Raw genomic sequence first — 21,561 nt, 5'->3', positions numbered from 1 at the left:
GGCGTGAAACCGCTGCTGTTTCTTGCCTTTGATTGTATGCATCTTCACAAAAACAGGTGCGTGGAAAACCAGTGCACTTCTCTGGATTCCGGAGTCGAAATAGGGGATTGCGCCAATTTGGGCACACGGCTCTCGATTCCCGGACTGGGTCTTAGCTGGTTGCCAGCGCATTTTCGTCGGACGCGACCGCTACGACCGCCTCCACCCGCGACAGAATCAACACCGTGATGTCGTCTTCCTGCCCAAACTTCAGTGCAGCGGCGGCAATTGACTCCGCAGACTGCGCGCTGATCGCCCTGGTTCGCTCGAAGCCGAACAACACGCCGTGGGCATCGCGCGCCTCGAGTACACCGTCGGATAGTAAAGTCAGCCGGTCGCCTGGATCCAACTGGAACGTGCGTTCCTCGTAGATCTCTTCCGGCGAAATTCCCAGGGGCAGATCCGCGCTCACCAGGAGCTCAACGCCGTTTCGATACGGCGCCAGGTGCCCGGCATTGGCAACGGTCACCTCTCCACACTCGGCCACACGCACGCATGCACACGTGATGAATCCACCATCGGCCGTCTGCACCATCTGGCGATTCAGGCGCGCCAGGACCTCGCCCGGCCGCAGGCCTTCATTTGCCAGTGTGCGCAAAGCACCCAATGCCAAAGTACTGGTCATAGCTGCCTTCAGGCCCTTGCCGCTCACATCTCCGACTACCACCAGTTGCGCTCCGTCGCGCTCTTCGAAGACCTGGTAGAAATCCCCGCCAACTTCCTGTGCCGGGAAGTACGCAGCTTCGATTGTGTACCCCTTCACCTGCGGCAGCTTTGCCGGCACCAGGCGCTGTTGAATCTCGCGCGCAGCATCCAGTTCCGCTGCGCCGCGTGCCTGTTCCCGACTCACCTTTGTGAAGCGGAAGAACATGACCACGGCGATCGCCAGGAGGAAGAGGAAATCGCCTATGTCTGAAACTTGGAAATACACCACTCCCACGGGAACAGGATTGGCCAGGAAATCCAGCTTGCCCCAACCGGAAAAGATGGACATGTTGCCGAGGTCGCCCATCGCTGCTGTGGCACCTGGCAGAAGGCTTGGTGCAATCAACCAGCCCGCCTCGCGGTTGCCCTTGCGATACCACAGCAGCAGCATGATCGGCAGCAGAAGGGCAGCGGGCAGAATGATGAGCGCCTCAAATGTTACATAGATTTCGGTTCGCAATGAGCCAAGAGTGTTGAAAATGTTGATGAAGATCGATAACCCCAGAAGCGCCTCGTAGACGCGCCAGGTTTGGCTCACTTTGCGACCGATAAAACAGAACGTGAACTCGATCTGCATGATCGTGTACATGTAGATCAACGGATCGCCGAGTTGGTTGTTCCACGCAAGAGGCACCAATCCCGTGGTTGCGCTATACAGCAGCCCATTTGAAAGTCCCAGCAAAAACAGATAGTGCCCAAGCCAGAGATATTCTCTGCTCTTGTTTTGGCTCACATACAGCGCAAACGCTCCCAGGCCTGCCAAAAGCAGCAACCCATTGATGGCAAGTGAGGGAAGGGCCGCGTACATGCGCTGGCTTTCAAACGAGACGCGCTCATCATCGATTGCAATCACGGAACCGACGTTTGCGGTTAGAAACAACGGCAGGTGCCAAATGCTGTACGAAGCGCGGGCATGTGTACGCAGCGCCAAGGTAAAGTCTTCCACGTCGTCCGGGAGAATGATTGTTTGTTCCGTCGGCCGCTTTACATGGAACATCGAACGCAAACGAGTTTCCGGAACGCGGCTCCCATTCAGATAGAGCTCATAGACTCCGTAGCCTCCGACCATCAGCAGGTGCTCGTGCGGACGCTCCTTTGCCAGCTTTAAATGAAGGCGATACCACCGATATCCCGGTTGCGTGGCGCCCAGGTTGTCCAAATCGACCACCTGCCATCCACTGTCGTCGAATCCCGGCTGGGCCCATGCAAAACTATCGCCATCATGCTCGCGCCAGCCATCATTCAACGCCTTCATGCCGGAGTGCCACTGCGCGTCAACGGCCTGGCCCATCGCGGCGGTCGCAACCAGGCATAGCCATGCGCAGACCCATCCGATGCGCCGTTTATTGGAACGTCTGTTGCACCGTCGCGCAATCATCAGCACTGTCGGCCAAGCCTCCGGTTCCCGCGCGATGTTAGAACTCGATTCGAATGGGGAGCCTCAGTCTATCGGACGGTTCGTGCAGGCAGCAATACGCCATTGCCGCCTGCGAGATCGATCTACGGCTGGCGTGGTGCGACGGTTATAGGGTTTTTCGTGAGTGTAGTAATCAAATATCCCGTAGTAACCGTCGTTGTCGCTGGAAAAGTGGAAAGCAGGCTTATCTTGTTTCCCAACACCCGCTTTACCTCGGTGCCGGATTTCTAAATCGCGCCTGTGCATCTCCGGATATTTGGAAATCTGGCCGGCTTCCCTTCACCAGCGTCCCTGATTTCCCACCACTCCCACAGCCCGCGAAAAACCTGCTGTGAATCCTTTGTCCCTTATGTGTAATGCGCGTTCCCGACCGCGTCAATCCAGTGCTTTCAGGCACCCCGCCGTCCACACCGGACGTGTCTTCCACACTCTGCACACGTCTCAAAATCTACGAGGAAAACAGCGCACAAAAGTTCCTTGCAAACCCTCGAGATTCGACCACATATCATTTCGCCCATGTAGCATCAATTCGAGATGTAATGGTCGAGGTGTAATGGATTTTCAACGGCATACTTTCCATCATGATGGCCTGACGCTTTCGTACCTCGACACCGGCTCTTCGCCGTCATCCGGTACGCGACCTCCCCTGCTCGCTCTTCATGCGCACCTGATGCAGGGATCTACCTATGCAGCGCTTGCCGCCATCCTCGCGCCCGACTATCGCGTCATCGCTCCCGATCAACGCGGCCACGGCGACTCCAGCCATGCCGCGACCTACACGCGCGAGGACTACCTTGGCGATATTGAAGCCCTGCTTACGCTTCTGGATTTGCCCCAGGCCGTGCTCCTTGGCAACTCGCTCGGCGGCGTTAATGCCTACCAGTTCGCCGCCCGTCATCCCGAACGCGTCAAGGCACTCATTATTGAAGACATCGGCGCGGTGGTCACCGACGACATCGGCTTCGTCCTTCCCTGGCGCGGCGTCTTCTCCACGCGCGAACAACTCGAGGTGAGGGTCGGTGCCCGTTTTGTTCCCTATTTGAGCGACTCATTCCGCCGTTCCGATCATGGTTGGCACCTTGCCTTCGATCCGCAAGATATGGTCCGCTCACAGCAGAACACGGTCGGCGACCACTGGGCTGACTGGCTCGCTTCTGACTGCCCCACTCTCATCCTTCGCGGCTGCGAAAGCCACGTCACGTCGCAGGAGCACATGGAGCAGATGGCAGAGCGCCGTCCCGATACACATCTCCTCATCCTCGATGGCGGTCACGCCCTGCATACCGACAACCCAGGCGCCTTCAACTCCGTAGTCCGCAGCTTCCTCGACAGCCTCTGATTCCTCAGCCTGCGGTGTCTTGCTGTGTCCGCCGTTGATTCCTCACCGATTACAGGTGACTTCACCTGACCGCTGCTCTTCTATACTGAAGTTTCCATGTCTTACCAGTCCGCCATCGACCATTTAGCCGCCATGGCGCCTGAACTCGCCACGCAGACCGGCCAGACTCGCCGCAAATTCTCTCTCGGCGAGATTGCCGTCCTTCTCACCGCACTTGGTAATCCCCATCGGACGTTTCCGTCAGTTTTGATTGCTGGAACCAACGGAAAAGGCTCCACGGCTGCCACGCTGGCCTCCATTCTTTCGGCCTCCGGGCTGCGTACAGGCCTCTATACGTCGCCGCACCTGGCGCGGCCGAATGAGCGCATCCGCATCGACGGGACAGAAATCTCCGATGCCGACTTTGCTGAGAACTTCTTCCGCGTTCGTGCCGCCGGGCAAAAACTGGTGGAAGAAAAGAAGCTGGCGCAGGCGCCGAGTTTTTTCGAAATGCTCACCGCGATGGCATTTCTGCACTTTGCCGAACCGGCGATTGAGATTGCCGTTCTCGAAGTGGGCCTCGGTGGACGCCTCGACGCTACCAATATTGTCGATCCACTGCTCTCCATCGTCACCGACATCTCGCTTGACCACATGGAGTGGCTCGGCTCGACGATCAGCGAAATTGCGCGCGAGAAGGCCGGCATTCTCCGGCCCGGCGGCACGCTCGTTACTCTTCCGCAACATCCTGAGGCTAACCAGGTCCTTGGCGAAGTCGCCACATCTCTCTCAGTCCTTGGCGTAAGCGCCGTGCCTTTTATGCCGGCAACAGACATTCACCTTGCGGCTGATTCGTTTGCCGATCCGGCACAAACCGCGATGCGGTCCGCGGGCGACTCCGACCTGCAACATATCTATAAGGTTGAGGTCCTTGGCCAGGTCATTGAGGTTGATTCGCCTCTGCGCGGAGCACATCAGCATCGCAACGTCGCTCTCGCCATTGCAGCTGCAGTGGAACTCGCCATCAGCCACGGTTTCTGCGTTACTCCCAAGTCGGTCGCCGAGGGAATTCACAGCACCCGCTGGCCCGCTCGCCTCGAACGCATCCGGGTCGAGAACCCCCAGAATCACATCACGACCGAGTTCATCCTCGACGTGGCGCACAACCCGGCCGGCGCATGGGCTTTGCGCGCCGGGCTCCGCGATCTGCTGCCCAGACAGTCTCTCGGTACACTTGTTTTCAGCTGCCTCCGCGACAAGCCGGTTGTGGAGATGGCCCACATCCTTTTTCCCATCTTTGAAAAGGTAGTCTTTGCTCCGATCCACAGCACGCGCGCCACACCGGTAAAGGATTTGCTTGCCGCTGCCGCTTCTACCGGTACGCCGGCTTTCGCCGCATCGTCGGTGAGCCAGGCCATCGAGCTGGCTCTCGAGAGCGCCAGGACGAACCCTTCCGGCCCCATCGTCGTCTCAGGCTCGGTTTACCTTGTTGGCGACGTCCGCACTCGCCTCCTCGCCCAAGCACCAGCCTCAAGCGCCAGCGAGACGATTGAACGCGTAGGCCAGCTTCCGTGACCCGTCGTCGTCCCCCCGATCCGCTGCCCCGTCTCTACCGCTGGCGCACCAATATTCTTCAAGCCCCGCTCTTCTTCTGCTACACGGCAATCTGTGGATGCATCTCACTCCTCGCTTCCCTTTGGGATAAGAGTGGGCGCATCCAGCACCGCATCGCCCGGATCTGGGCCCGCGGCTGCGTGAAGATCTCCGGCGCGCGACTCACCGTGCGAGGCGCGGAGAATCTTCGCAAACACGCTGTCGCCGTATACGCCGCCAACCATACGTCGTATATGGATACGCCTGTCATTTTCTCCACGCTTCCCTTCCAGTTCCGCATCCTTGCCAAAAAAGAACTGTGGACCATGCCCTTTATCGGCTGGCATCTCAACCGCTCCGGCCAGATCCCGGTGGACAGCGTCAGCTCCGGCTCCACCGTCTCCAGCCTTGGAACTGCCGTCCGCGCACTACGTGCCGGTATGCCGTTGTTTGTATTTCCCGAGGGAGCCCGCACACCCGACGGCACCATGCAGCCCTTTCTCGCCGGAGCGGCGTTCCTTGCAATCCGCGCCCAAGTCCCGCTGGTCCCGATTGCGCTAAGCGGTGTCTACGACCTGCTGCCCATGCACACCCGCCACTTTTATCCAGGAGAAATCACGCTGACGGTCGGCGAACCGATCTCGACAGCGGGCATGACGCTGCGCCGGGTGGAAGAGCTGAACGCGCAATTGCGCGATGCGATCGAGAGAATGAGAGCGGAGGTGCCTCTCGACCGGCCTCGCGAGGTTGACCGCCCAGGGAGTGGCGTCGCGAACTGAGTAAGGCAATCGTTTCTTTGCCTCCCGCTGAACCAATACCCCGGTTGCTCACAGTTACTTGGTTCTTCAAGGAGTACGATGCTCGCCATGAAGCGCTGCGCGTTGTTTGCCCTTGTTGTCTTCAGCCTCTCTCTCGCCGGCCAAACCAATTCCGGCCAGCAGTCGCCCTCGGCACGGCTCACGATCCAGGAGTCGCTTGCATTCGCACCGACAGCCAAGGGAACGACGCCCAACGGGTGGTACGCCAATCCCCCATCCATGGTCAATGTCGACAACCAGGTTGTACATTCCGGCCGCTGGTCGGTTCGCTTCGATTGCAATACCGCCAGCGAAGGCGGCTTCTCTGTCATTACCAGGAGCATACCGGTGGATTTCGCAGGCGGCGAAATTGAGTTGCACGGTTATCTCCGCACCAAGGACGTGGCTGGATATGCCGGCCTCTGGATGCGTGAAGACGGCGAGGGCCAAATGCTAAAGCTCGAAAACATGGCCACGCAGCATGTTGATGGTACCCGTGAGTGGACCGAGTACACGATCAAACTCCCCATCGATGCCGATGCGCGCCAGCTCGTCTTTGGAGTTCTTCTCTCCGGCACCGGAACCCTGTGGGCAGACGATCTTCGCCTCCTGGTCGACGGAAAACCCATCGCGGAAGCAAAGCCGATGAACCGGCCCCTCACCGTGCTCGATACCGATCACCAATTCGACAAGGGATCACAGATTGCTCTTTCTTCCCTAACGGCAAACCAGATTGACAACCTCTTCACCCTCGGCCGCGTTTGGGGATTCCTGAAGTATCACGACCCCGCCGTCGCCGCCGGCAAGCGCCACTGGGACTACGACCTTCTGCGCATCCTTCCGAGCATCCTCGCCGCGTCCGATCGGAGTCACGCGAATGAAGCAATCGTCCAATGGATCGACAGCCTCGGCGAGATTCCCGCATGCAATGCAACTCAGTGTCGAACGGAGCCCGCCAACGATCTGCCCCTGAAGCCGGACCTCGCGTGGATCCACGACACTACAACGCTCGGTTCGGCGCTGAGCATGCGACTGCAGCGCATCTATCAAAATCGTCCAGGCGGCGATCAGTTCTATGTCGGCCTGGCTCCCGGCGTCGGGAACCCAAATTTTCAGCATGAACTTTCCTATGCGGGCGTCGCCTTCCCCGATCCCGGCTTTCAGCTTCTCGCGCTGTTCCGGTGGTGGAACATCATGCAGTACTGGTCGCCCTACCGAAACGATGCCGGCCAGAATTGGCCCGCCGTGCTCACCGAATTCATCCCCAAGCTCGCTCTTGCAAAAGATCGCACCGCCTATCAGCTTGGAATGCTGGAGCTTGTCGCCAAGGCCAATGACACCCACGCCAATTTGTGGAGTTCGCTCGATGTAAGGCCGCCGGTTGGCAAATGTGCCTTGCCCATCGAAGTCCGCTTTGTCGAAGGTCAGGCCGCGATTTCCGGATTCGCCACGAAGGACCCCGCTTCGACTTCTGCGTTCCGCATTGGCGACATCATCGAGTCGTTGGACGGCACTCCGCTGTCGAAGCTCGTCGAGGAGTGGACACCGTTCTACGCTGATTCAAACGCTGCGGCCCGGCGGCGCGACATAGCCCATAGCCTCACGAACGGAGAGTGCAAATCAGTCACAGTCGGAGTACACCGCGACGGCAAGGACATCGAACTCCATGCCGACCGCCAGCCCGTGCAAGGCGACTCGTCTCCTAAATGGAATGATCTGCCCGGCGATACATTCCGCTTGCTCTCACATGATGTCGCTTATCTCAAACTTTCCACTATCAAAGCCGCCGATGCGCTGAAAGACATCCAGCGCGCTGCCAACACAAAAGGCCTCATCATCGACATCCGCAACTATCCCTCGGAGTTTGTGCCATTCGCGCTTGGTTCTCATCTGGTGAAAAACTCCACGCCCTTTGCCATCTTCACTATGCCCGATCTCGCTAATCCTGGTGCGTTCCATTTCGGAAACACCGCGATCATCGATCCGGCTTCGGACCACTACAACGGCAAGATCCTGATCCTTGTTGATGAGACTTCGGTAAGCCAGGCGGAATACACAGCGATGGCACTGCGTTCCGCCCCGGGCGCCATCATCGTTGGCAGTACTACTGCCGGCGCGGATGGCAACGTCTCCCAGATTCCCCTGCCCGGTGGCTTGAGCACCATGATCAGCGGGATTGGCGTCTTCTACGCCGACCGCCGTCCTACCCAGCGCATTGGCATTGTTCCAGACGTTGAAGCGAAGCCAACTCTCTCAGGGATCAAGGCCGGCCGCGATGAAGTGCTAGAGACCGCGATCCGCCAGATCCTCGGTCCCGGGGTTCCAGAGGCGACCGTTGAAAAGCTCGCAAAGCCTGACATCGCACTTCAACCCACGCCGACCATGTAGGCCTTCGCAATATCTCGCCTGGCTCGCGACGAATTCTATTAGCCTCATGCTGTGGAAAGACCGGTGAGCCACATCCTCGCGTGCTAATCTCCCCGCTATACGTTGAGCTGGAGAATCTGTTGCCGGAATTTACGACCCTGATCGGCGGCCTGTCGTTTACCGAGTGCCCAAGATGGCGCGACGGACGCCTCTATGTCTCCGACCGCTACACCTATCGCGTTCTCGCCGTGGCCATGGATGGAACCGCGGAAATCTACGTGCACACTCCTGGACAACTCCCCTGCGGCCTCGGGTTCCTTCCCGACGGCCGCTTGCTGATCACGTCGATGCTCGATCGCAAAATCCTGCGACGCGAGCACGACGGTTCTCTGGTCGAGCATGCCGACCTGTCCGCCCTGGCCCCCTGGCAGGTGAACGACATGCTCGTGGACCACGAGGGTCGTGCCTGGGTCGGCAACTTTGGTTTCGATCTGATGCGCGGCGCGCAGGCCCGTCCCACCGCGATCATCTGTGTTGATCCCAACGGCACCGCCAAGTTCGCGGCCGACGGACTCAACTTCCCAAACGGCACCGTTCTTACTGCTGACCGCCGTACGCTCATTGTTGCCGAAACCATGGCAAACAGGCTGAGCGCGTTCACCGTCTCGGGCAATATATTAAGCGAACGCAGAATCTGGGCCGAGTTTGGCGATCCTCCCACTACCAACGACGTGGCCGAGATCCTTGCACGCGCAGAGGTGGTGCCCGATGGAATCTGTCTCGACGCCGAAGGCGCGATCTGGGTGGCCGACGTCCTCAACAACCGTCTGCTCCGTGTCGCCGAAGGCGGCAACATTCTTGAAGAACGCAAGACGGGCGACGACAATGCTTTCGCCTGCATGCTGGGTGGTGAAGACGGCTGTACGCTCTTTGCCTGCGTCGCACCCACCTTCCGCGAACCAGAAGTCGCGGACAACCATCGCGCCTCGATCCTGATGACAAGAGTCAACGTGCCCCACGCAGGACTGCCATAAACAAAGAGCACGGCTCGCGCGACGTTCCAGTCGAGATCGTTTGTCCGATTTCCGCTGTTTCTGGATCAAGGTACAGCACTTCTGCAAACTTCTGCGCCGGCATTGGCTGCCTTATCCTTGCAATTGCTGCGCGCCAGAATGCTGGCTGCGGTAACCGCGAGAATATGGTGTCCGTGCGTGGTGGGGTGCAGATCGTCCCAGAAGAGATAGGTGTCCGGGTCGACCGCCATACCCTGTGAACTCGCTGTGACGTTCACAAATGAGTAGGTTGCCGGCGCGGAGACGATGTGGTTGAACAGAGAGAAGACATCGAACTGCGCGATCTGCAGGTGTTTGGTGGAATTGAACTCGAAAAGCAATGAGATCCCGGCGCTGAGAACGGAGTTATAGAGAGCGCTGGCTTCGGTTGCCGGAACCGAGGTCAAGGGAGAGCTATTGAGCCGCGGAACCAGTCCCAGCGGCGGCAGGTTCGGCACGATGAGTCGCGTGGCTCCGGCATCGATAAGCCGCTGGATGTTGAGCGTCTGATTGATACCGGCATCGATTATGTCGTTCTCTGAGGTAGCGTTGATCAGGTCGTTGGCGCCTCCCCACACCACGAAAAGTGTCTTCGGAGTGATTTTCGGATGGGTTGCGAGATAGTCGGTAATTTGCTGGCCGATATTCTCTACGTTGACTGAAAGTGCATTCCCCGGCCCGAAGGTGAATACGCTGGTGCCGGAACCCGTGGTGGCGAATCCATATGCGTAGTCGGTTCCCCCGTCGAGCGAGTTCTTCACTTCCGGCTTTGACGGCACCGAGTCAGCCAGTTGCTCGATCCACACTCCGGAATAGAGCTGCGCAGGTGGCACTGTGTCGAAGCCATCCGTGAATCGCCCGTCGGTGTAGTCGGCAATCGGCCCCGGCACGCGGAATCCGTACTTGTCCCAGGTCAGGTGTGCAACATTTCCCGTGTCGGAGAGCGAGTCGCCGAAAACGATAATCGAGGTAAATTCGGGAGCTTTCGCTGCGGCCTTGGCATATGCACCGAAAGGGCTGAAGGTCAGCAGCAGAGCCGACAGGAAGCAAATGCCGACGCGCATGCCAAGAGAGAAAGATGCGGTGCACGTTGTGGATTGCCGGAGTGTGGTCACTTGTTTTGCGACAAAAACATCAGGTTTCGCGGTGAAGGTGTCGATTCGCATCGAAAGTCCTTTCCAACAAGAGAATTTGGCAACCTGGCAGATTCTGGCCGCGCAAAAGGTAGACATCCACTATTTCAATTCCCGGGCGAATTGATCGGAGTGATCGCACCATCGGGCGGGGAAGCCGGAGAAGCCGAAGTGTACTCCGCAAACAGCAGCGCGTCCACTTCAACGAGATCCCCTCACGATTGCGCTAGACTGCCAACACCGGTCGCCCAGGATTCTCACGCGTTCATTCCTTGAGGGCGCTCGCCATGAAGACGTGTCTAGACAGAAAGGAAGCTATGAAATTTCTGGTGTGGGTTTCCGCGCTGATGCTTGCGATGCCCGCGGTGGCACAGGATACACCTCGGCAGGAGACCGATCCCTTCCAGCCGATTTCGTTTCTGGTCGGCACTTGGGAAGCCGGGGCGATCAATAATCCCTCGGTGACAGCGGTCGGCGCATACACTTTTCAGACTGAACTGAATGGACACGTCATCGCTCGCCACAGCATCAGCGACACGGCCAGGTGCAAGGGCCCGGCCGACTTCAACTGCGAACACAGCGACATGCTCTATATCTATGCGGACGCGCCCGGCCAACCGCTGCGCGCGATCTATTTCGACAACGAGGGGCACGTCATCCACTACGCGGTCACCGCGCCCACGCCGACCTCGGCCGAATTTCTCTCGGACCCGCACCAGCCAGGCCCGCAGTTCCGGCTTCTTTACGAACTTAAGGGAACGGTCATGTCCGGCAAGTTTCAAATGCGCATGACCGGCCAGCCGGACTGGAAGTCCTATCTTGAATGGACCGGTTCGAGGAAATAGGGAATCAGACGCTCAATTTGAAGCGACGACCTTCCGAAATTGAGCTCACTTTCCTTTCATTCTCACGCGTACAAACACCTGAACAGCTATCGGATCTGTCCCATAAATTGGTTGCAGTGGACGCCCGACTCCATAGGTCGTAACCTGCGCGCCGATCGCGGTCGATACATTGGGTATGGCATTCACATCGCGGTCGTAGCCAAACGTGTATGCCTGCACATGCGTCAGCGGTTCTTCTCGGAACGCGGGCGGCAATGCATGTTCACCCAGCAGCAGCTCATTGCTTCTTCCTGCATTCTCCAGCCGGATCCATGCGTAATTCCGCTCCTTGAATTGCAAAGTCGATTCCAGCAGATAACTGTTTTCCTTTGCGGAATCCTGAATGGATCGCGTTCTGCCCCAAACCGCCGAACTCGCCCAATTTCCATGCGCAACGTTTCGGTTGCACATCAGCGAGGCCGTCATTCTCTCCTGATCTTCACCGGGAAAGAGGGCCTCCGGGCTGGTAATGCGCGCGTACGAAAACTGTCCGCTCCAGTTCTGCCCCGGCTGAACAGTCAGCCGGGTGGCCCATGAATCCACCTTGCCTTGTTCAAAGTTCCACCGATGCTCATCCGGTTCGCGTCCATGAAAGCCGCTCGCCTCAACGCGCGCGATTCCGTACGTCGCTCCCAGCGTCACCACGTCGTTGGCAATATGCGTGGAGTCCTCCTGGTGATGTCCGAGCGTGCCGACTGGATTTTCGAGCGCCGAAGCCCTGTGCGGGTAAGCGGTTGGTCCAATCGCTGGATCTCCCTCCGGCGCCACGTATAAGCTAACCAGCCCCTTGTCGCCCACGTGCAAGTCGTAGAGCGCCGCAACCTCCATGAAGAAGTTATGGGGATGCTGCCCGTCTGCGATCGGCACCCCGTAAGCCGTCTCGCCCTGCTGAAAAAGCAGCGGGTACCGCTCGCCTGTTACGGTCGCCGGCTCCAGGCTGAACATCGCGCGCAGCGTCAATTGTCCCGGCCCCCACTCGCGCTCCGCCATCGGCATAAACCAGTTTGTGGAAAAGAGCTTGTCGCCGCCGCGCGGGCTGGTTTGCTGCGTATCTGCGACAAACGCGTTTGCGTGGAACATCAGCATCCACACGCTCTTCATTGTCATGAGCATCGGCGCCGGCGTTGAGGCTGGCTCTGCGCTTGTTCCCGACGCAGCGTGATGCTCGATTTCCTGGATAAAGTCTTTCGGATGCATCTGATTCATCAGGCGCATCATCCCGCCATCGGGCTTACCCCTATCTGCGGACGATGTGGGATCCTGAGCAGATGGACCTTGCGCGTATAGCGGCAGTCCAAATCCCATCGATATGAACAGGGCATACGCCAGCGCCCGACGGCACCTCAGATTAAATCCACCAACCACCCTCGAGCTGCGCAAAAGCATCAAAACCAGTATGAGGCTTTTTGTCCTGGTTCCGCTGGCGCTCATCGCACTCACTGGCTGTACTCCTCACGATCGCAGCCCCGACGAAATTCGCGAGCAGACAGCCCGCGCCACATCGACCGCTGCACGCGACGCCAAGGCTGCGGCCCAGGGAGTGGTGCAAGGCCTGAAGGAGCAGCGGACCATCAACATCAACCGTGCTTCGGCCGACGATCTGAAGAGGCTCCCGGGCATTGATGAGGATTCTGCTCAGCGCATTATCGAGGGGCGCCCTTACAGCGATTCTGAAGATCTAGCGAAGAGGCATATCGTGTCGCGAGCTGAATACAACCGCATCGCCGGCAAGATCGAAGCGCGCTAAACCCCAACCGATCCGGTGTCTCTGTGAGCGACCAACGGAAGAATCCGTGGTTGCATTTCGGGGCTCTAAACTCGCCGCGCTAAACTCGTTCGTGGAATGAACCGAAGACTTTTTGCGATTACTCTGATTCTCGCGGCGTTTCTCGTCTCTGCTCAAAACTCGGCAGCGCAGCCAGCCGGATCCGCCACACACACCTTTGCTATCGCGAATGGTCAGTTTCAATTTGACGGCCACCCCTACCAGATCCTCTCCGGCGAGATGCATTACCCGCGTGTGCCGCGTGCCTACTGGCGCGACCGTTTCCGCAAAGCGCGCGCCATGGGCCTGAACACCATCACCACGTACGTCTTCTGGAATCTTCACGAACCGCGCCCCGGGGTCTACGACTTCTCCGGCCAGAACGATGTGGCGGAATACATCCGGGAGGCGCAGCAGGAGGGCCTGAACGTCATCCTCCGACCCGGCCCTTACGTTTGCGCGGAATGGGACCTCGGGGGCTATCCCTCGTGGCTTCTGAAAGACCGCAATCTCACACTCCGTTCGACGGACCCAAAATATATAGCCGCTATGAACAGTTGGTTTGCGCGACTGGCGAAAGAAGTTGCGCCGCTGCTGATGAAGAACGGCGGCCCCATCATTGCCATCCAGGTCGAAAACGAATACGGCTCCTTCGGCAACGACCATGCGTATATGCAAGCCGTGAAGTCGGCGCTCCTCGCATCAGGGCTCGCCGCGCCCGACACGCTGCTCTACACCGCCGACGGCGCCGAGCAGGTTCCCAACGGTTCGCTTCCTGAATTGCCTGTTGTCATCAATTTCGGCACGGGCGATGCGCGAAGCAGCTTCGCCACTCTCAAGAAGCTGCGTCCCGACGGCCCCTTCATGTCCGGCGAATACTGGGCCGGGTGGTTCGATCACTGGGGCGAGCATCACCATACGACCGACGCTGCTTCGAACGCGGCGGAATATGAATGGATGCTGCGCCAGGGCTACTCCGTCAGCATGTACATGTTTCACGGTGGCACCAGCTTCGGTTGGATGAATGGTGCCAACAGCAACGGCAGCAACTACGAGCCGGACACCACCAGCTACGACTACGACGCGCCGCTAAACGAAGGCGGCCAGCCCACGGCCAAATTCACCGCGTTCCGTGAAGCTATTGCCCGCGTTACCGGAAAGACTCCGCCTGATCTTCGGCCATCCGCGCCAGCCAGCACCTACCCTGTCGATCCGCATCCGCAGTCTACCTCTCTCTGGCAGAATCTGCCCAAGCCCGTCGAGTCAGACAAGCTTCTCACCATGGAAGATCTCGATCAGTCGTACGGCTATATCCTCTACCGGACTCAATTGAAGGCAGTCAACGGGGGCGATCTCGTGATTGATGGACTGCACGACTATGCGCAGATCTACATCGATCAAAAGCTGTTTGGCACGCTCGATCGTCGCCTCGGCCAGTCGCATCTGGCGCTTCCATGGCAGTCAGTTCTTCGCCCAGCTACCCTCGACATTCTTGTGGAAAACACGGGTCGTGTGAATTTCACCAAGGTGATCCTCACCGAGCGCAAGGGCATTACCGGCTCGGTGACAATCGCAGGCAGCCAGCCACAGCACTGGCAAATCTATTCGCTGCCTTTGAAGGACATTGCCGATATGAAATTTGGCTCAGATTCCTGTCAGGGACCGTGCTTCTACCGCTTCACAATGAACGTGCCCGGGACCGGGAGCCCCGCCGACCCAAAAGTGGAAGACACCTTCCTGAATACACACGGTCTTTCAAAAGGAATGGCCTTTCTCGAGACGCGTCCCCTGGGACGTTTCTGGGATGTCGGCCCTGAGTTCTCGCTGTACACGCCGGGACCCTGGCTCCATCGCGGCGGCAACGCCATTATCGTCTTCGACCTCAACGGCACCGCCGCCGAATCCCTCACCACCGCCGACCACGCGGACTACGGCCCGTCGTCATCTCACTAGGCTGGGTTTCTAAATCAAGCTGCCTCGGTCGGCAACGCGCAGTCTTTGAGTTTGCTGGTCACATACCCGATCAACGCCAGGGCCACAAGATCTTCGATCACCGCTGCCGGAAGGTCTCGATCGAACAGAGACGCCAACCAGGATCGGAATGCCGCGCCGCCCTCCGTGCCGACGATCGCGCCAGCCATTCCCAGCAGCATCCCCAACGCCGCCCGTCGCGAAGCCGCACCCACAGCGGCTCCAGCAAGAGCTCCGCTGATCACGCGCGCAGTAAACGCCGCGGACTGTTTGCGGCTCGGCGTCATCGGCAGCTTGTCAGCGACAATCTCGACCAGCGCCAGGCCTACAAGGAGGCGATTCAGGTTTCGGCCTTCCAGAAAAGCCCAAGGAGTGCCTTCCGTGTGCACCGATCCCGCGCGGACCGCCCGGCTCACCGCAGCCGCCGGCAGCATGGTTCGCGCACCGCCCGCCACGCCTAACAAGAACGCACACGTCAACGGCACTCGCATTCAAACCCTCCGCTCGTACGATGACGCTGGCACGCGGTCTGTTGCAGCATTCCATCGGAAATATCGATCATCTCCGATGAAGAGAATCGGCGCAGTTAATTGCGCTCACTCTTCTTTTCGGGATTCACGGCGGCCGTTTGCGTTTCCTGTTTCAGAGGCAGTGTGACTTCGAGGGCGCCGGTGCGATCGTCCTGAGGGTTGCGCACAACCACACGAATATACGCAGCGCCAGGAGGCACCTCCAGTTGCTGCACCGCGTGGAACTTGTTGTCGACCTTGCCGTCGGAATGCCGCTCGCTGGCAATCGCGCCCTTGTTCAGAATGCTGTTCAGCAAAACCCCATCGTTGGTGTAAGCGGCAGCAGCAAACTCCAGTTCCTGCGATTTCTGTTTCGCCGCAAGCGCTCTCAGCGGCGGATCGATTACGTCGTAGTCGATCACGTATTGCTGCAGATTGACGGGCGTTAGCGGCTTCACTACCTGGCTTTTCTTGCGGGTGCGAAAATAGGCCGGCGAATCTTCCAGCAACTTCATCTGTTCGGCGCTTGCCATGCGCGGCTTGCCTGCCGCAGCCATGTGCGCGACAAACAAGAGATCGTGGACCATAGGCGCTCCATGCTCCACCGTGGCATACAACGTGTCGGCCTGCTTTGCCGCCAGGAACTTCTGCTGCGTCACTTGCTTGGTGTGCGATTCCTGGGCCTCATCGTCCGACAGGCCGTAGTAGAGGGTCCGATAGGTCAGCACATCATTCTTGTTCTTGTCGGCCAATGTCACGCGGATATGCCGCTCCGAGCCATCGTATTTCGTATTCGTCGACGAATAGATCAGCGAGTAGTAGCTCTCACCGTTGTCCACGGCTTTGTCGAGGAGTTCGGCAACCTTGTTGCTCGCGTAGTAGGCATGACCGCCGGTGGCCTCGGCTATAGCGTCTTCGTGACTGGACTCAGCGACCGAGTCGCCGCCACCCGCCACCCCATTCAGGTTCACGGGATAGAGGGCTACCTGGCTGCTTGCAAGGGCCGCATACGTTTCCTTGATCAACTGGCTTTCCAGGTAAGTCAGGTCGTTGATCTGTATGGTTGAGCTGGAAAAGCCGCCACTCACACCCGTATCCGAGTTGTGGCCCGACATTGTGGAGCCCACAGGAATCGGAAATTCGCCCGAAAGCCAGAACAGATTCTTTCTGCCAGGAATCCCGTTCAGGTACTGGGCTATGAACTTCAGGCTGGATAGCACTGCGCCGGCGTCTTCATATCCATAGGTGTTTCCATAGAGGAAGACTTTCGGCAGGTGCGGCCCGGGCCCTTTCGACAGAATCGCGGCGCGCAGCAACTCATGGTCGGTTGTGAATCCCTGCAGCAGGTGCAGTCCCGCCATGTTCGCAAACAGGGCAATGCGCGTTCCCGGCTGGGCGTGGTCCACAAAATCCAGCAGCTGCTTGTAGGCTTCCATCTGCTGGGCTATCGGAGTGTTCACCATGTCGTAGTACAGAACGTAGAGCGGTCCGCGCTCCGACACAGTCGGCAAGTCGACAAACGTGTTCGAAGGCAGCGCCGGAACTTTGGGCGGCACAAAGGCGGGGGTGGTTCCGTCGAAAAACTCAAACGACAGTACGCTCTGCGGATTTCGATCTTCCTCCACCACAAAGTCATCCTTCGTTAATCCGCGTACCGGGTTGCCGCTCTTGTCGAGCACAACCACGTCCAGTGGGACACGCCGCACATTCGATCGAAACACGTACCCGCCCGGTGCCTGATCAGTGGATGTGGGCCTGGAAGATGTTTTCTGCGCTCCACTCTGAACCGGCGCAGAAAACACAGCAACTACGCTCACTGCCGTGGTTATCAGAAGCATTGGAAAACGGCCCATGACCCTACCTCGAGCATCCGCTCATTGCATCGACAGCCTGCGGATCCTGCTCTGCATTCTCGTGGAATCAACAATGCATTCTACTCCGGGTCCGCTTCCGCGGCGCAAAGCCGGAAGGGTTCCACTCATCTGACGTAATCTTCAAGCGTCAGGGCGGCAAGAACTTTCCCTGGGCGGCGATGCCGGGGCCGTTTTATGCTGGAGAGTTTTCGGGTGATGGCGATCACGGGGTGAGAATCCGCCCATGGCTGGCGCACTCAACGAACGCTCGCTCGCTTCCGCTTAGTTTCCGCCCTGCGCGACAACGGGTTTCACTGCGGCAAGCGGGATCTCCACCGTGCCGACTTTTGCGCCCCCCTCGTCATAGACACCGGTGCGTAGCCAGTACTGTCCCGCTGGGGCCTCGAATTTTGCCGACATCCCCAACCCTGCCGTCTTCACCGCCGCGTAAACCTCCGGCTTCAGCGTCACCGCTGCACGCCGCGCCTGCTGGTTCACGACTTGTCCGTAGCGGTCATACACTGTCAAGCCGACAATGAGCGCTCCAGTGCGTATACCGTCGCCATCCACTTTCAGGCTTAGATCGTCCACCGTCACCGTGAACACTGCATCGTAGCTAACGGTCTTTGCGTCCGCGGCGGCATCCACCGAAGGCTTTATAGCAACCCGGTACCCGATCTGCTCGCTCTCGGGCATGCCCAGAGCCATAAATGGCGCCAGGGGATTCGCCTGCTTCCCTCCCTGGGATGCGGTAGCCGTCGCCTCTGCTGCTCCGGGACGATCCGCATCGGCCGCATAATACCCGCGCCGATAACTCAGGTTGTATTTCTGGCCTTCGATTTCGACAGAGACGTTGCGGAATCCGCCATCCATCTTCGCCTTCTCCGGGACGTACGAGAGCGTATAGAAATCCGCGCCCGCCTTCCCAATCTCAGAAATCACATTTGCCAGCCCGTTGGTGTTGTAGAACGCACGCCCACCGGAGTCATGCGCCAGGATGTCCATCGTGGAGTGCTTGCTGTTCGTCTGCTCATTCTCAACTGCGAGGGGATGTTCATTTTTAGTGTTCCCGGTATCCGGTCCTCCCAGAGCACTGGCGGTCAGCGGGTTGCCTCCAGCCCCAGGGCTATTCGGGCTCAAATTGCCTGGCCCCGCCCCGAGGTCGCTTGCGCCGCTCATCTCTCTTGGTAAATTGGCACCCACTGCTTGTCGATCCCCTGCCGTATAGAAGGAGTGCTCGCCAACCCCGCGCGCATCTACCGGATAAAGCGCTACCCGGGCCGCAGTCAGCAGGTTCACCGTCTTCTTTACATCGCCCTCAAAACGCGGCTCCGTCTTCGCGAATACCTCAGCGGGAAACGATGTTGAAAACCAGATGAGGTTCTTGCGGCCGGGAAATGCTCCGAGAAACGTTGCCAGTTGTTGCAGATTTGTCAGCGTCCGATACTCGCGATCGCTCTCTTCAGAGGCTGCCGTTTCGTGCAGAAAACTCTCCAGCCCCGCAATCATGGACGGCGACGCTGCCGTCGTTGGAGGGGACGATCCGCCGGGAGTCGGCGACGTTGGTGTCGACTGCGACATCATGTTCACTGCACCCTGCTCCGCATTCGATATACTCCCCGACGTCAACAGTGACGACTGCTCCACGCCGTTGCCCTTCTTCGCGTTTAGCGCGGCCACCAGGAGCGCTGGGTCATCCGTGAATCCCTGTACATAATGGAGGCCCGATGACATCGTAAAGATCGCCATACGCGATCCCGGCTTTGCAGTCCTCAAGAATCGAAGAGCCTGCTGATGCACAAACGCCTGATCCTCAACCGATGCATTCAGCGCATCGAGAAGCAGCACCGTGACCGCCGCGGGCTGCGGTTCTCCGGGATGATTGCTGAATACATTCGGTGGGAGTGTCAGACTCTCAATGCCCGTCGATTCCGCGCTCTGGTGCTCTTCAAAAAATGTGACAGTCTGCGGCTTTCCCTGTTCTTTCACCGTGAATGCGTTCTGTGCCAGGCCGCGCACCGGCGCGCCCTTCTTGTCGGTCACCAGGACGTCCACCAGCACGGCGCGACTGTTTACGCGCAGTGTCGTTTCCTGATTTCCGTTGGTCGTGCTTCCTTCTGACTGACCCATCAAACCGATGGTCCTGCCGATCAGGATCAACGCGATCGGAATGCAGATAGTCCGCTTCATCCCCAGCCTTCTCCCTGAAAACCGCAAGGATACTCTAGTCCTGCGTCGGCAGTTGTCAGCGATCCGTGAGCTCGAATCGGTCCGCTGTTTCGCAGATTACGTCAATCTGCTTCGCGCAGCGAGCTTGCGGAACTGAATGAAACGGCGATCAAATAGAATCACATTACATAAGTAAATTATTTAATATCAACCAGTTACAAGATTTATAAGCATACATTTCGGGCCTTGTTTACAGACAATATGCTTAAGCGAGAAATCTCGCATACACTGGAAAACGTCTATGTCAATCCGTATTGCGATTCCTGAGCCAACTTCGAATGACGCCGCTTACAACGCGCGTTCCCTTCCGCCGTATCTCGCCGCCCTCCAATCGGTTGGTGCACTCCCGGTCGTGGTTCCACTGCACGAGCGCCAGGACCGCGTCGCCCGCTTGCTGGCCAGTACCCAGGGTGTCTTGCTTCCGGGAAGCGGCTTTGACGTCGATCCGGAACGCTATGGCGAAGGACGCATCGCCGCATGTGGGCCAGCCGATGCAGGACGCACTGCGGTTGACGAACTTCTGCTGCAGGATGCATTCAACCTCCACAAGCCGATATTTGCGATCTGCCATGGTGTACAGACTCTGAATGTCTGGCGGAATGGCTCGCTGATCCAGGACCTCGAAACGGTTCTCGCAACGAAGGTCAACCATAGCCCGGGCCGAGATGTGATCAACGCCCATCCGCTTCACATTGTTGCTGGATCGCGGCTGGCGGCGGCTGCCAGACATGTTCTGGATGAGGAATGCAATTCCAGCCATCACCAGGCCGTGGGCCGCGTCGGAGACAATCTGCGCGTGACCGCCGTGAGCCCGGCGGATGGGGTGATTGAAGCGGTTGAACTGGACTCATCCGATCATTTTGTGGTGGGAGTCCAATGGCATCCCGAACGCACCTATACTGTCAGCGCGCTATCCCGCGCCCTCTTTTCGACATTCGTGGTTGCAGCCGAAGCCTGGCGGTTGCGCCCGGCGGAAGCCTCGGTCGCAACGGCATGACTCCGGCCGACGATGCCGAGTCGATTGCCAACCGCCTGAACGAACAGCTGCTGGCAGCCGGTCTCAAGCCCATCAACGAGGAAACGACAGCGAAGTTTGCGGAGTACCTCGCACTTCTCCTCCGCTGGAATGCGCGCATGAATCTGACCGCAATCCGGAATCCTCAGGGAATTCTCAGCCGCCATTTTGTGGAATCAATCGCCTGCGCCCAGGCCTTGCCGACCGGGATCGTGACGCTTTTAGACTTTGGCAGCGGAGCAGGCTTCCCGGGAATTCCCATCGCACTTTGCCGTCCTGAGATCAATGTCACCCTCGCAGAATCGCAAAGCAAGAAGGCGGCATTCCTTCGGGAAGTTCTGCGCAGCTTGAAGCTGGGCTCAAGAGTATTTGGCGGACGCGGAGAAACGATCGAAGAGCGGTTCGACTGCGTGACGCTGCGCGCGGTGGATCGGATGGAGCAGGCAGTCGCCGCAGCGTCGAAACTGATCCGGGTCGGCGGGTGGCTGGCTGTATTCACGACCCAAGCCAACTTGGCGGTGCTGGAAGCTACTGGTGGCGCCTTGCAATGTGGGACACTCATCCCAATGCCAGGATCAGAGCGACGAGTGTTGATTCTGGCGTCGAAAATCGAACTAACGGCCTGATCTTAAGAAGCAGAGGGACGTGTTCCACGTGGAACATTGGCTATGCTTTCCGATCTGGGGTCGGCGTCAATGTTCCACGTGGAACATGCTCCCCCAACGTCTGATTGTGAATCTCCCGCAAGCACGGGGCCAGAGTTTTCCACTGGGTTGCCTCACTGGGCACTCAAATTCCGACCAAGGACCCTCTCTTCGGAACCGATTGAGATAAAAGACTTTGTGGAGCAATTCCATTACAGGCTTCCGACGCTTTCCACAACATGTACAGGTTCTCCACAGATTCAATTCCGC

The 21,561-nt window shown here is 58.5% G+C and carries 16 protein-coding genes; 10 read left to right on the top strand and 6 right to left on the bottom strand.

Translation table 11 applies throughout. The features are described from left to right. Window positions 1-151 precede the first annotated feature (151 nt). Window positions 152-2,122, bottom strand: a complete 1,971-nt coding sequence (locus tag VK574_RS14475; protein WP_472800678.1) for a PP2C family protein-serine/threonine phosphatase — start codon at window positions 2,120-2,122, stop codon at window positions 152-154. A 592-nt stretch (window positions 2,123-2,714) separates the two neighbouring features. Between VK574_RS14475 and VK574_RS14470 the strand changes: the two genes are divergently transcribed. From VK574_RS14470 to VK574_RS14450, 5 genes are all read left to right on the top strand, one after another. Beyond that, window positions 2,715-3,500, top strand: coding sequence for an alpha/beta fold hydrolase (locus VK574_RS14470; RefSeq protein ID WP_472800562.1), 786 nt, complete (start codon window positions 2,715-2,717; stop codon window positions 3,498-3,500). A gap of 96 nt (window positions 3,501-3,596) precedes the next feature. Then, window positions 3,597-5,054 (top strand): bifunctional folylpolyglutamate synthase/dihydrofolate synthase, encoded by a 1,458-nt coding sequence (locus VK574_RS14465; protein WP_472800561.1) that lies wholly within the window; start codon window positions 3,597-3,599, stop codon window positions 5,052-5,054. Further along, on the top strand, window positions 5,051-5,851 hold the full coding sequence (locus tag VK574_RS14460; RefSeq protein WP_472800560.1) for a lysophospholipid acyltransferase family protein: 801 nt from the start codon (window positions 5,051-5,053) through the stop codon (window positions 5,849-5,851). Before VK574_RS14465 ends, VK574_RS14460 begins: the two co-directional genes overlap by 4 nt. 78 nt (window positions 5,852-5,929) lie before the next feature. After that, entirely contained in the window at window positions 5,930-8,257 is a 2,328-nt protein-coding gene (locus VK574_RS14455; RefSeq protein WP_472800559.1) for a S41 family peptidase, read from the top strand. Window positions 8,258-8,376: 119 nt separating this feature from the next. Then, a complete protein-coding gene (locus tag VK574_RS14450; protein ID WP_472800558.1) occupies window positions 8,377-9,270 on the top strand; it encodes an SMP-30/gluconolactonase/LRE family protein in 894 nt (297 codons plus the stop codon). Between the two features lie 65 nt (window positions 9,271-9,335). Here VK574_RS14450 and VK574_RS14445 read toward each other — a convergent pair whose 3' ends face one another. Next, the gene (locus VK574_RS14445) at window positions 9,336-10,454 is read right to left on the bottom strand and encodes an SGNH/GDSL hydrolase family protein (protein ID WP_472800557.1); all 1,119 of its coding nucleotides are present in this window, start codon (window positions 10,452-10,454) and stop codon (window positions 9,336-9,338) included. 284 nt (window positions 10,455-10,738) lie between these two features. Here VK574_RS14445 and VK574_RS14440 point away from each other — a divergent pair, with 284 nt between their 5' ends. After that, window positions 10,739-11,266 (top strand): hypothetical protein, encoded by a 528-nt coding sequence (locus tag VK574_RS14440; protein WP_472800556.1) that lies wholly within the window; start codon window positions 10,739-10,741, stop codon window positions 11,264-11,266. 45 nt (window positions 11,267-11,311) lie between these two features. Here VK574_RS14440 and VK574_RS14435 read toward each other — a convergent pair whose 3' ends face one another. Beyond that, entirely contained in the window at window positions 11,312-12,511 is a 1,200-nt protein-coding gene (locus VK574_RS14435; protein WP_472800555.1) for a hypothetical protein, read from the bottom strand. 190 nt (window positions 12,512-12,701) lie between these two features. On the opposite strand from VK574_RS14435, the gene VK574_RS14430 reads away from it, so the two are divergent. Together VK574_RS14430 and VK574_RS14425 are read left to right on the top strand one after the other, a co-directional pair. Continuing rightward, a complete protein-coding gene (locus VK574_RS14430) occupies window positions 12,702-13,052 on the top strand; it encodes a ComEA family DNA-binding protein (protein ID WP_472800554.1) in 351 nt (116 codons plus the stop codon). Window positions 13,053-13,148: 96 nt separating this feature from the next. Further along, complete coding sequence (locus VK574_RS14425) at window positions 13,149-15,023, top strand: glycoside hydrolase family 35 protein (RefSeq protein WP_472800553.1); 1,875 nt, start codon at window positions 13,149-13,151, stop codon at window positions 15,021-15,023. Window positions 15,024-15,037: 14 nt separating this feature from the next. Here VK574_RS14425 and VK574_RS14420 read toward each other — a convergent pair whose 3' ends face one another. The 3 genes from VK574_RS14420 to VK574_RS14410 all read right to left on the bottom strand — a co-directional run bounded on the left by VK574_RS14420 (window position 15,038) and on the right by VK574_RS14410 (window position 19,593). Next, on the bottom strand, window positions 15,038-15,532 hold the full coding sequence (locus VK574_RS14420) for a DUF4126 family protein (protein ID WP_472800552.1): 495 nt from the start codon (window positions 15,530-15,532) through the stop codon (window positions 15,038-15,040). A 95-nt stretch (window positions 15,533-15,627) separates the two neighbouring features. Then, complete coding sequence (locus VK574_RS14415; RefSeq protein WP_472800551.1) at window positions 15,628-17,403, bottom strand: VWA domain-containing protein; 1,776 nt, start codon at window positions 17,401-17,403, stop codon at window positions 15,628-15,630. 282 nt (window positions 17,404-17,685) lie between these two features. Then, window positions 17,686-19,593, bottom strand: coding sequence for a VWA domain-containing protein (locus VK574_RS14410; protein WP_472800550.1), 1,908 nt, complete (start codon window positions 19,591-19,593; stop codon window positions 17,686-17,688). 280 nt (window positions 19,594-19,873) lie between these two features. Here VK574_RS14410 and VK574_RS14405 point away from each other — a divergent pair, with 280 nt between their 5' ends. Together VK574_RS14405 and rsmG are read left to right on the top strand one after the other, a co-directional pair. After that, window positions 19,874-20,629 (top strand): gamma-glutamyl-gamma-aminobutyrate hydrolase family protein, encoded by a 756-nt coding sequence (locus tag VK574_RS14405; protein WP_472800549.1) that lies wholly within the window; start codon window positions 19,874-19,876, stop codon window positions 20,627-20,629. Continuing rightward, window positions 20,626-21,273 (top strand): 16S rRNA (guanine(527)-N(7))-methyltransferase RsmG, encoded by a 648-nt coding sequence (gene rsmG / locus VK574_RS14400; protein WP_472800548.1) that lies wholly within the window; start codon window positions 20,626-20,628, stop codon window positions 21,271-21,273. The genes VK574_RS14405 and rsmG overlap by 4 nt, the downstream gene beginning before the upstream one ends. Window positions 21,274-21,561: the final 288 nt, after the last annotated feature.

Source organism: Occallatibacter sp. (assembly GCF_035317045.1).
Classification (GTDB): Bacteria; Acidobacteriota; Terriglobia; order Terriglobales; family Acidobacteriaceae; genus Telmatobacter.
Note: the sequence above shows the minus strand (reverse complement) of the source record. Positions and strands in the feature narration are given on the sequence as shown.

Coding starts and splice junctions, on each gene's coding strand:
- VK574_RS14405 (WP_472800549.1), top strand. CDS start 19,874: ATGTCAATCCGTATTGCGATTCCTGAGCCAACTTCGAATGACGCCGCT.
- VK574_RS14435 (WP_472800555.1), bottom strand. CDS start 12,511: ATGAATCAGATGCATCCGAAAGACTTTATCCAGGAAATCGAGCATCAC.
- VK574_RS14425 (WP_472800553.1), top strand. CDS start 13,149: ATGAACCGAAGACTTTTTGCGATTACTCTGATTCTCGCGGCGTTTCTC.
- VK574_RS14475 (WP_472800678.1), bottom strand. CDS start 2,122: ATGATTGCGCGACGGTGCAACAGACGTTCCAATAAACGGCGCATCGGA.
- VK574_RS14415 (WP_472800551.1), bottom strand. CDS start 17,403: ATGGGCCGTTTTCCAATGCTTCTGATAACCACGGCAGTGAGCGTAGTT.
- VK574_RS14410 (WP_472800550.1), bottom strand. CDS start 19,593: ATGAAGCGGACTATCTGCATTCCGATCGCGTTGATCCTGATCGGCAGG.
- VK574_RS14440 (WP_472800556.1), top strand. CDS start 10,739: ATGAAATTTCTGGTGTGGGTTTCCGCGCTGATGCTTGCGATGCCCGCG.
- VK574_RS14465 (WP_472800561.1), top strand. CDS start 3,597: ATGTCTTACCAGTCCGCCATCGACCATTTAGCCGCCATGGCGCCTGAA.
- VK574_RS14455 (WP_472800559.1), top strand. CDS start 5,930: ATGCTCGCCATGAAGCGCTGCGCGTTGTTTGCCCTTGTTGTCTTCAGC.
- rsmG (WP_472800548.1), top strand. CDS start 20,626: ATGACTCCGGCCGACGATGCCGAGTCGATTGCCAACCGCCTGAACGAA.
- VK574_RS14420 (WP_472800552.1), bottom strand. CDS start 15,532: ATGCGAGTGCCGTTGACGTGTGCGTTCTTGTTAGGCGTGGCGGGCGGT.
- VK574_RS14445 (WP_472800557.1), bottom strand. CDS start 10,454: ATGCGAATCGACACCTTCACCGCGAAACCTGATGTTTTTGTCGCAAAA.
- VK574_RS14470 (WP_472800562.1), top strand. CDS start 2,715: ATGGATTTTCAACGGCATACTTTCCATCATGATGGCCTGACGCTTTCG.
- VK574_RS14430 (WP_472800554.1), top strand. CDS start 12,702: ATGAGGCTTTTTGTCCTGGTTCCGCTGGCGCTCATCGCACTCACTGGC.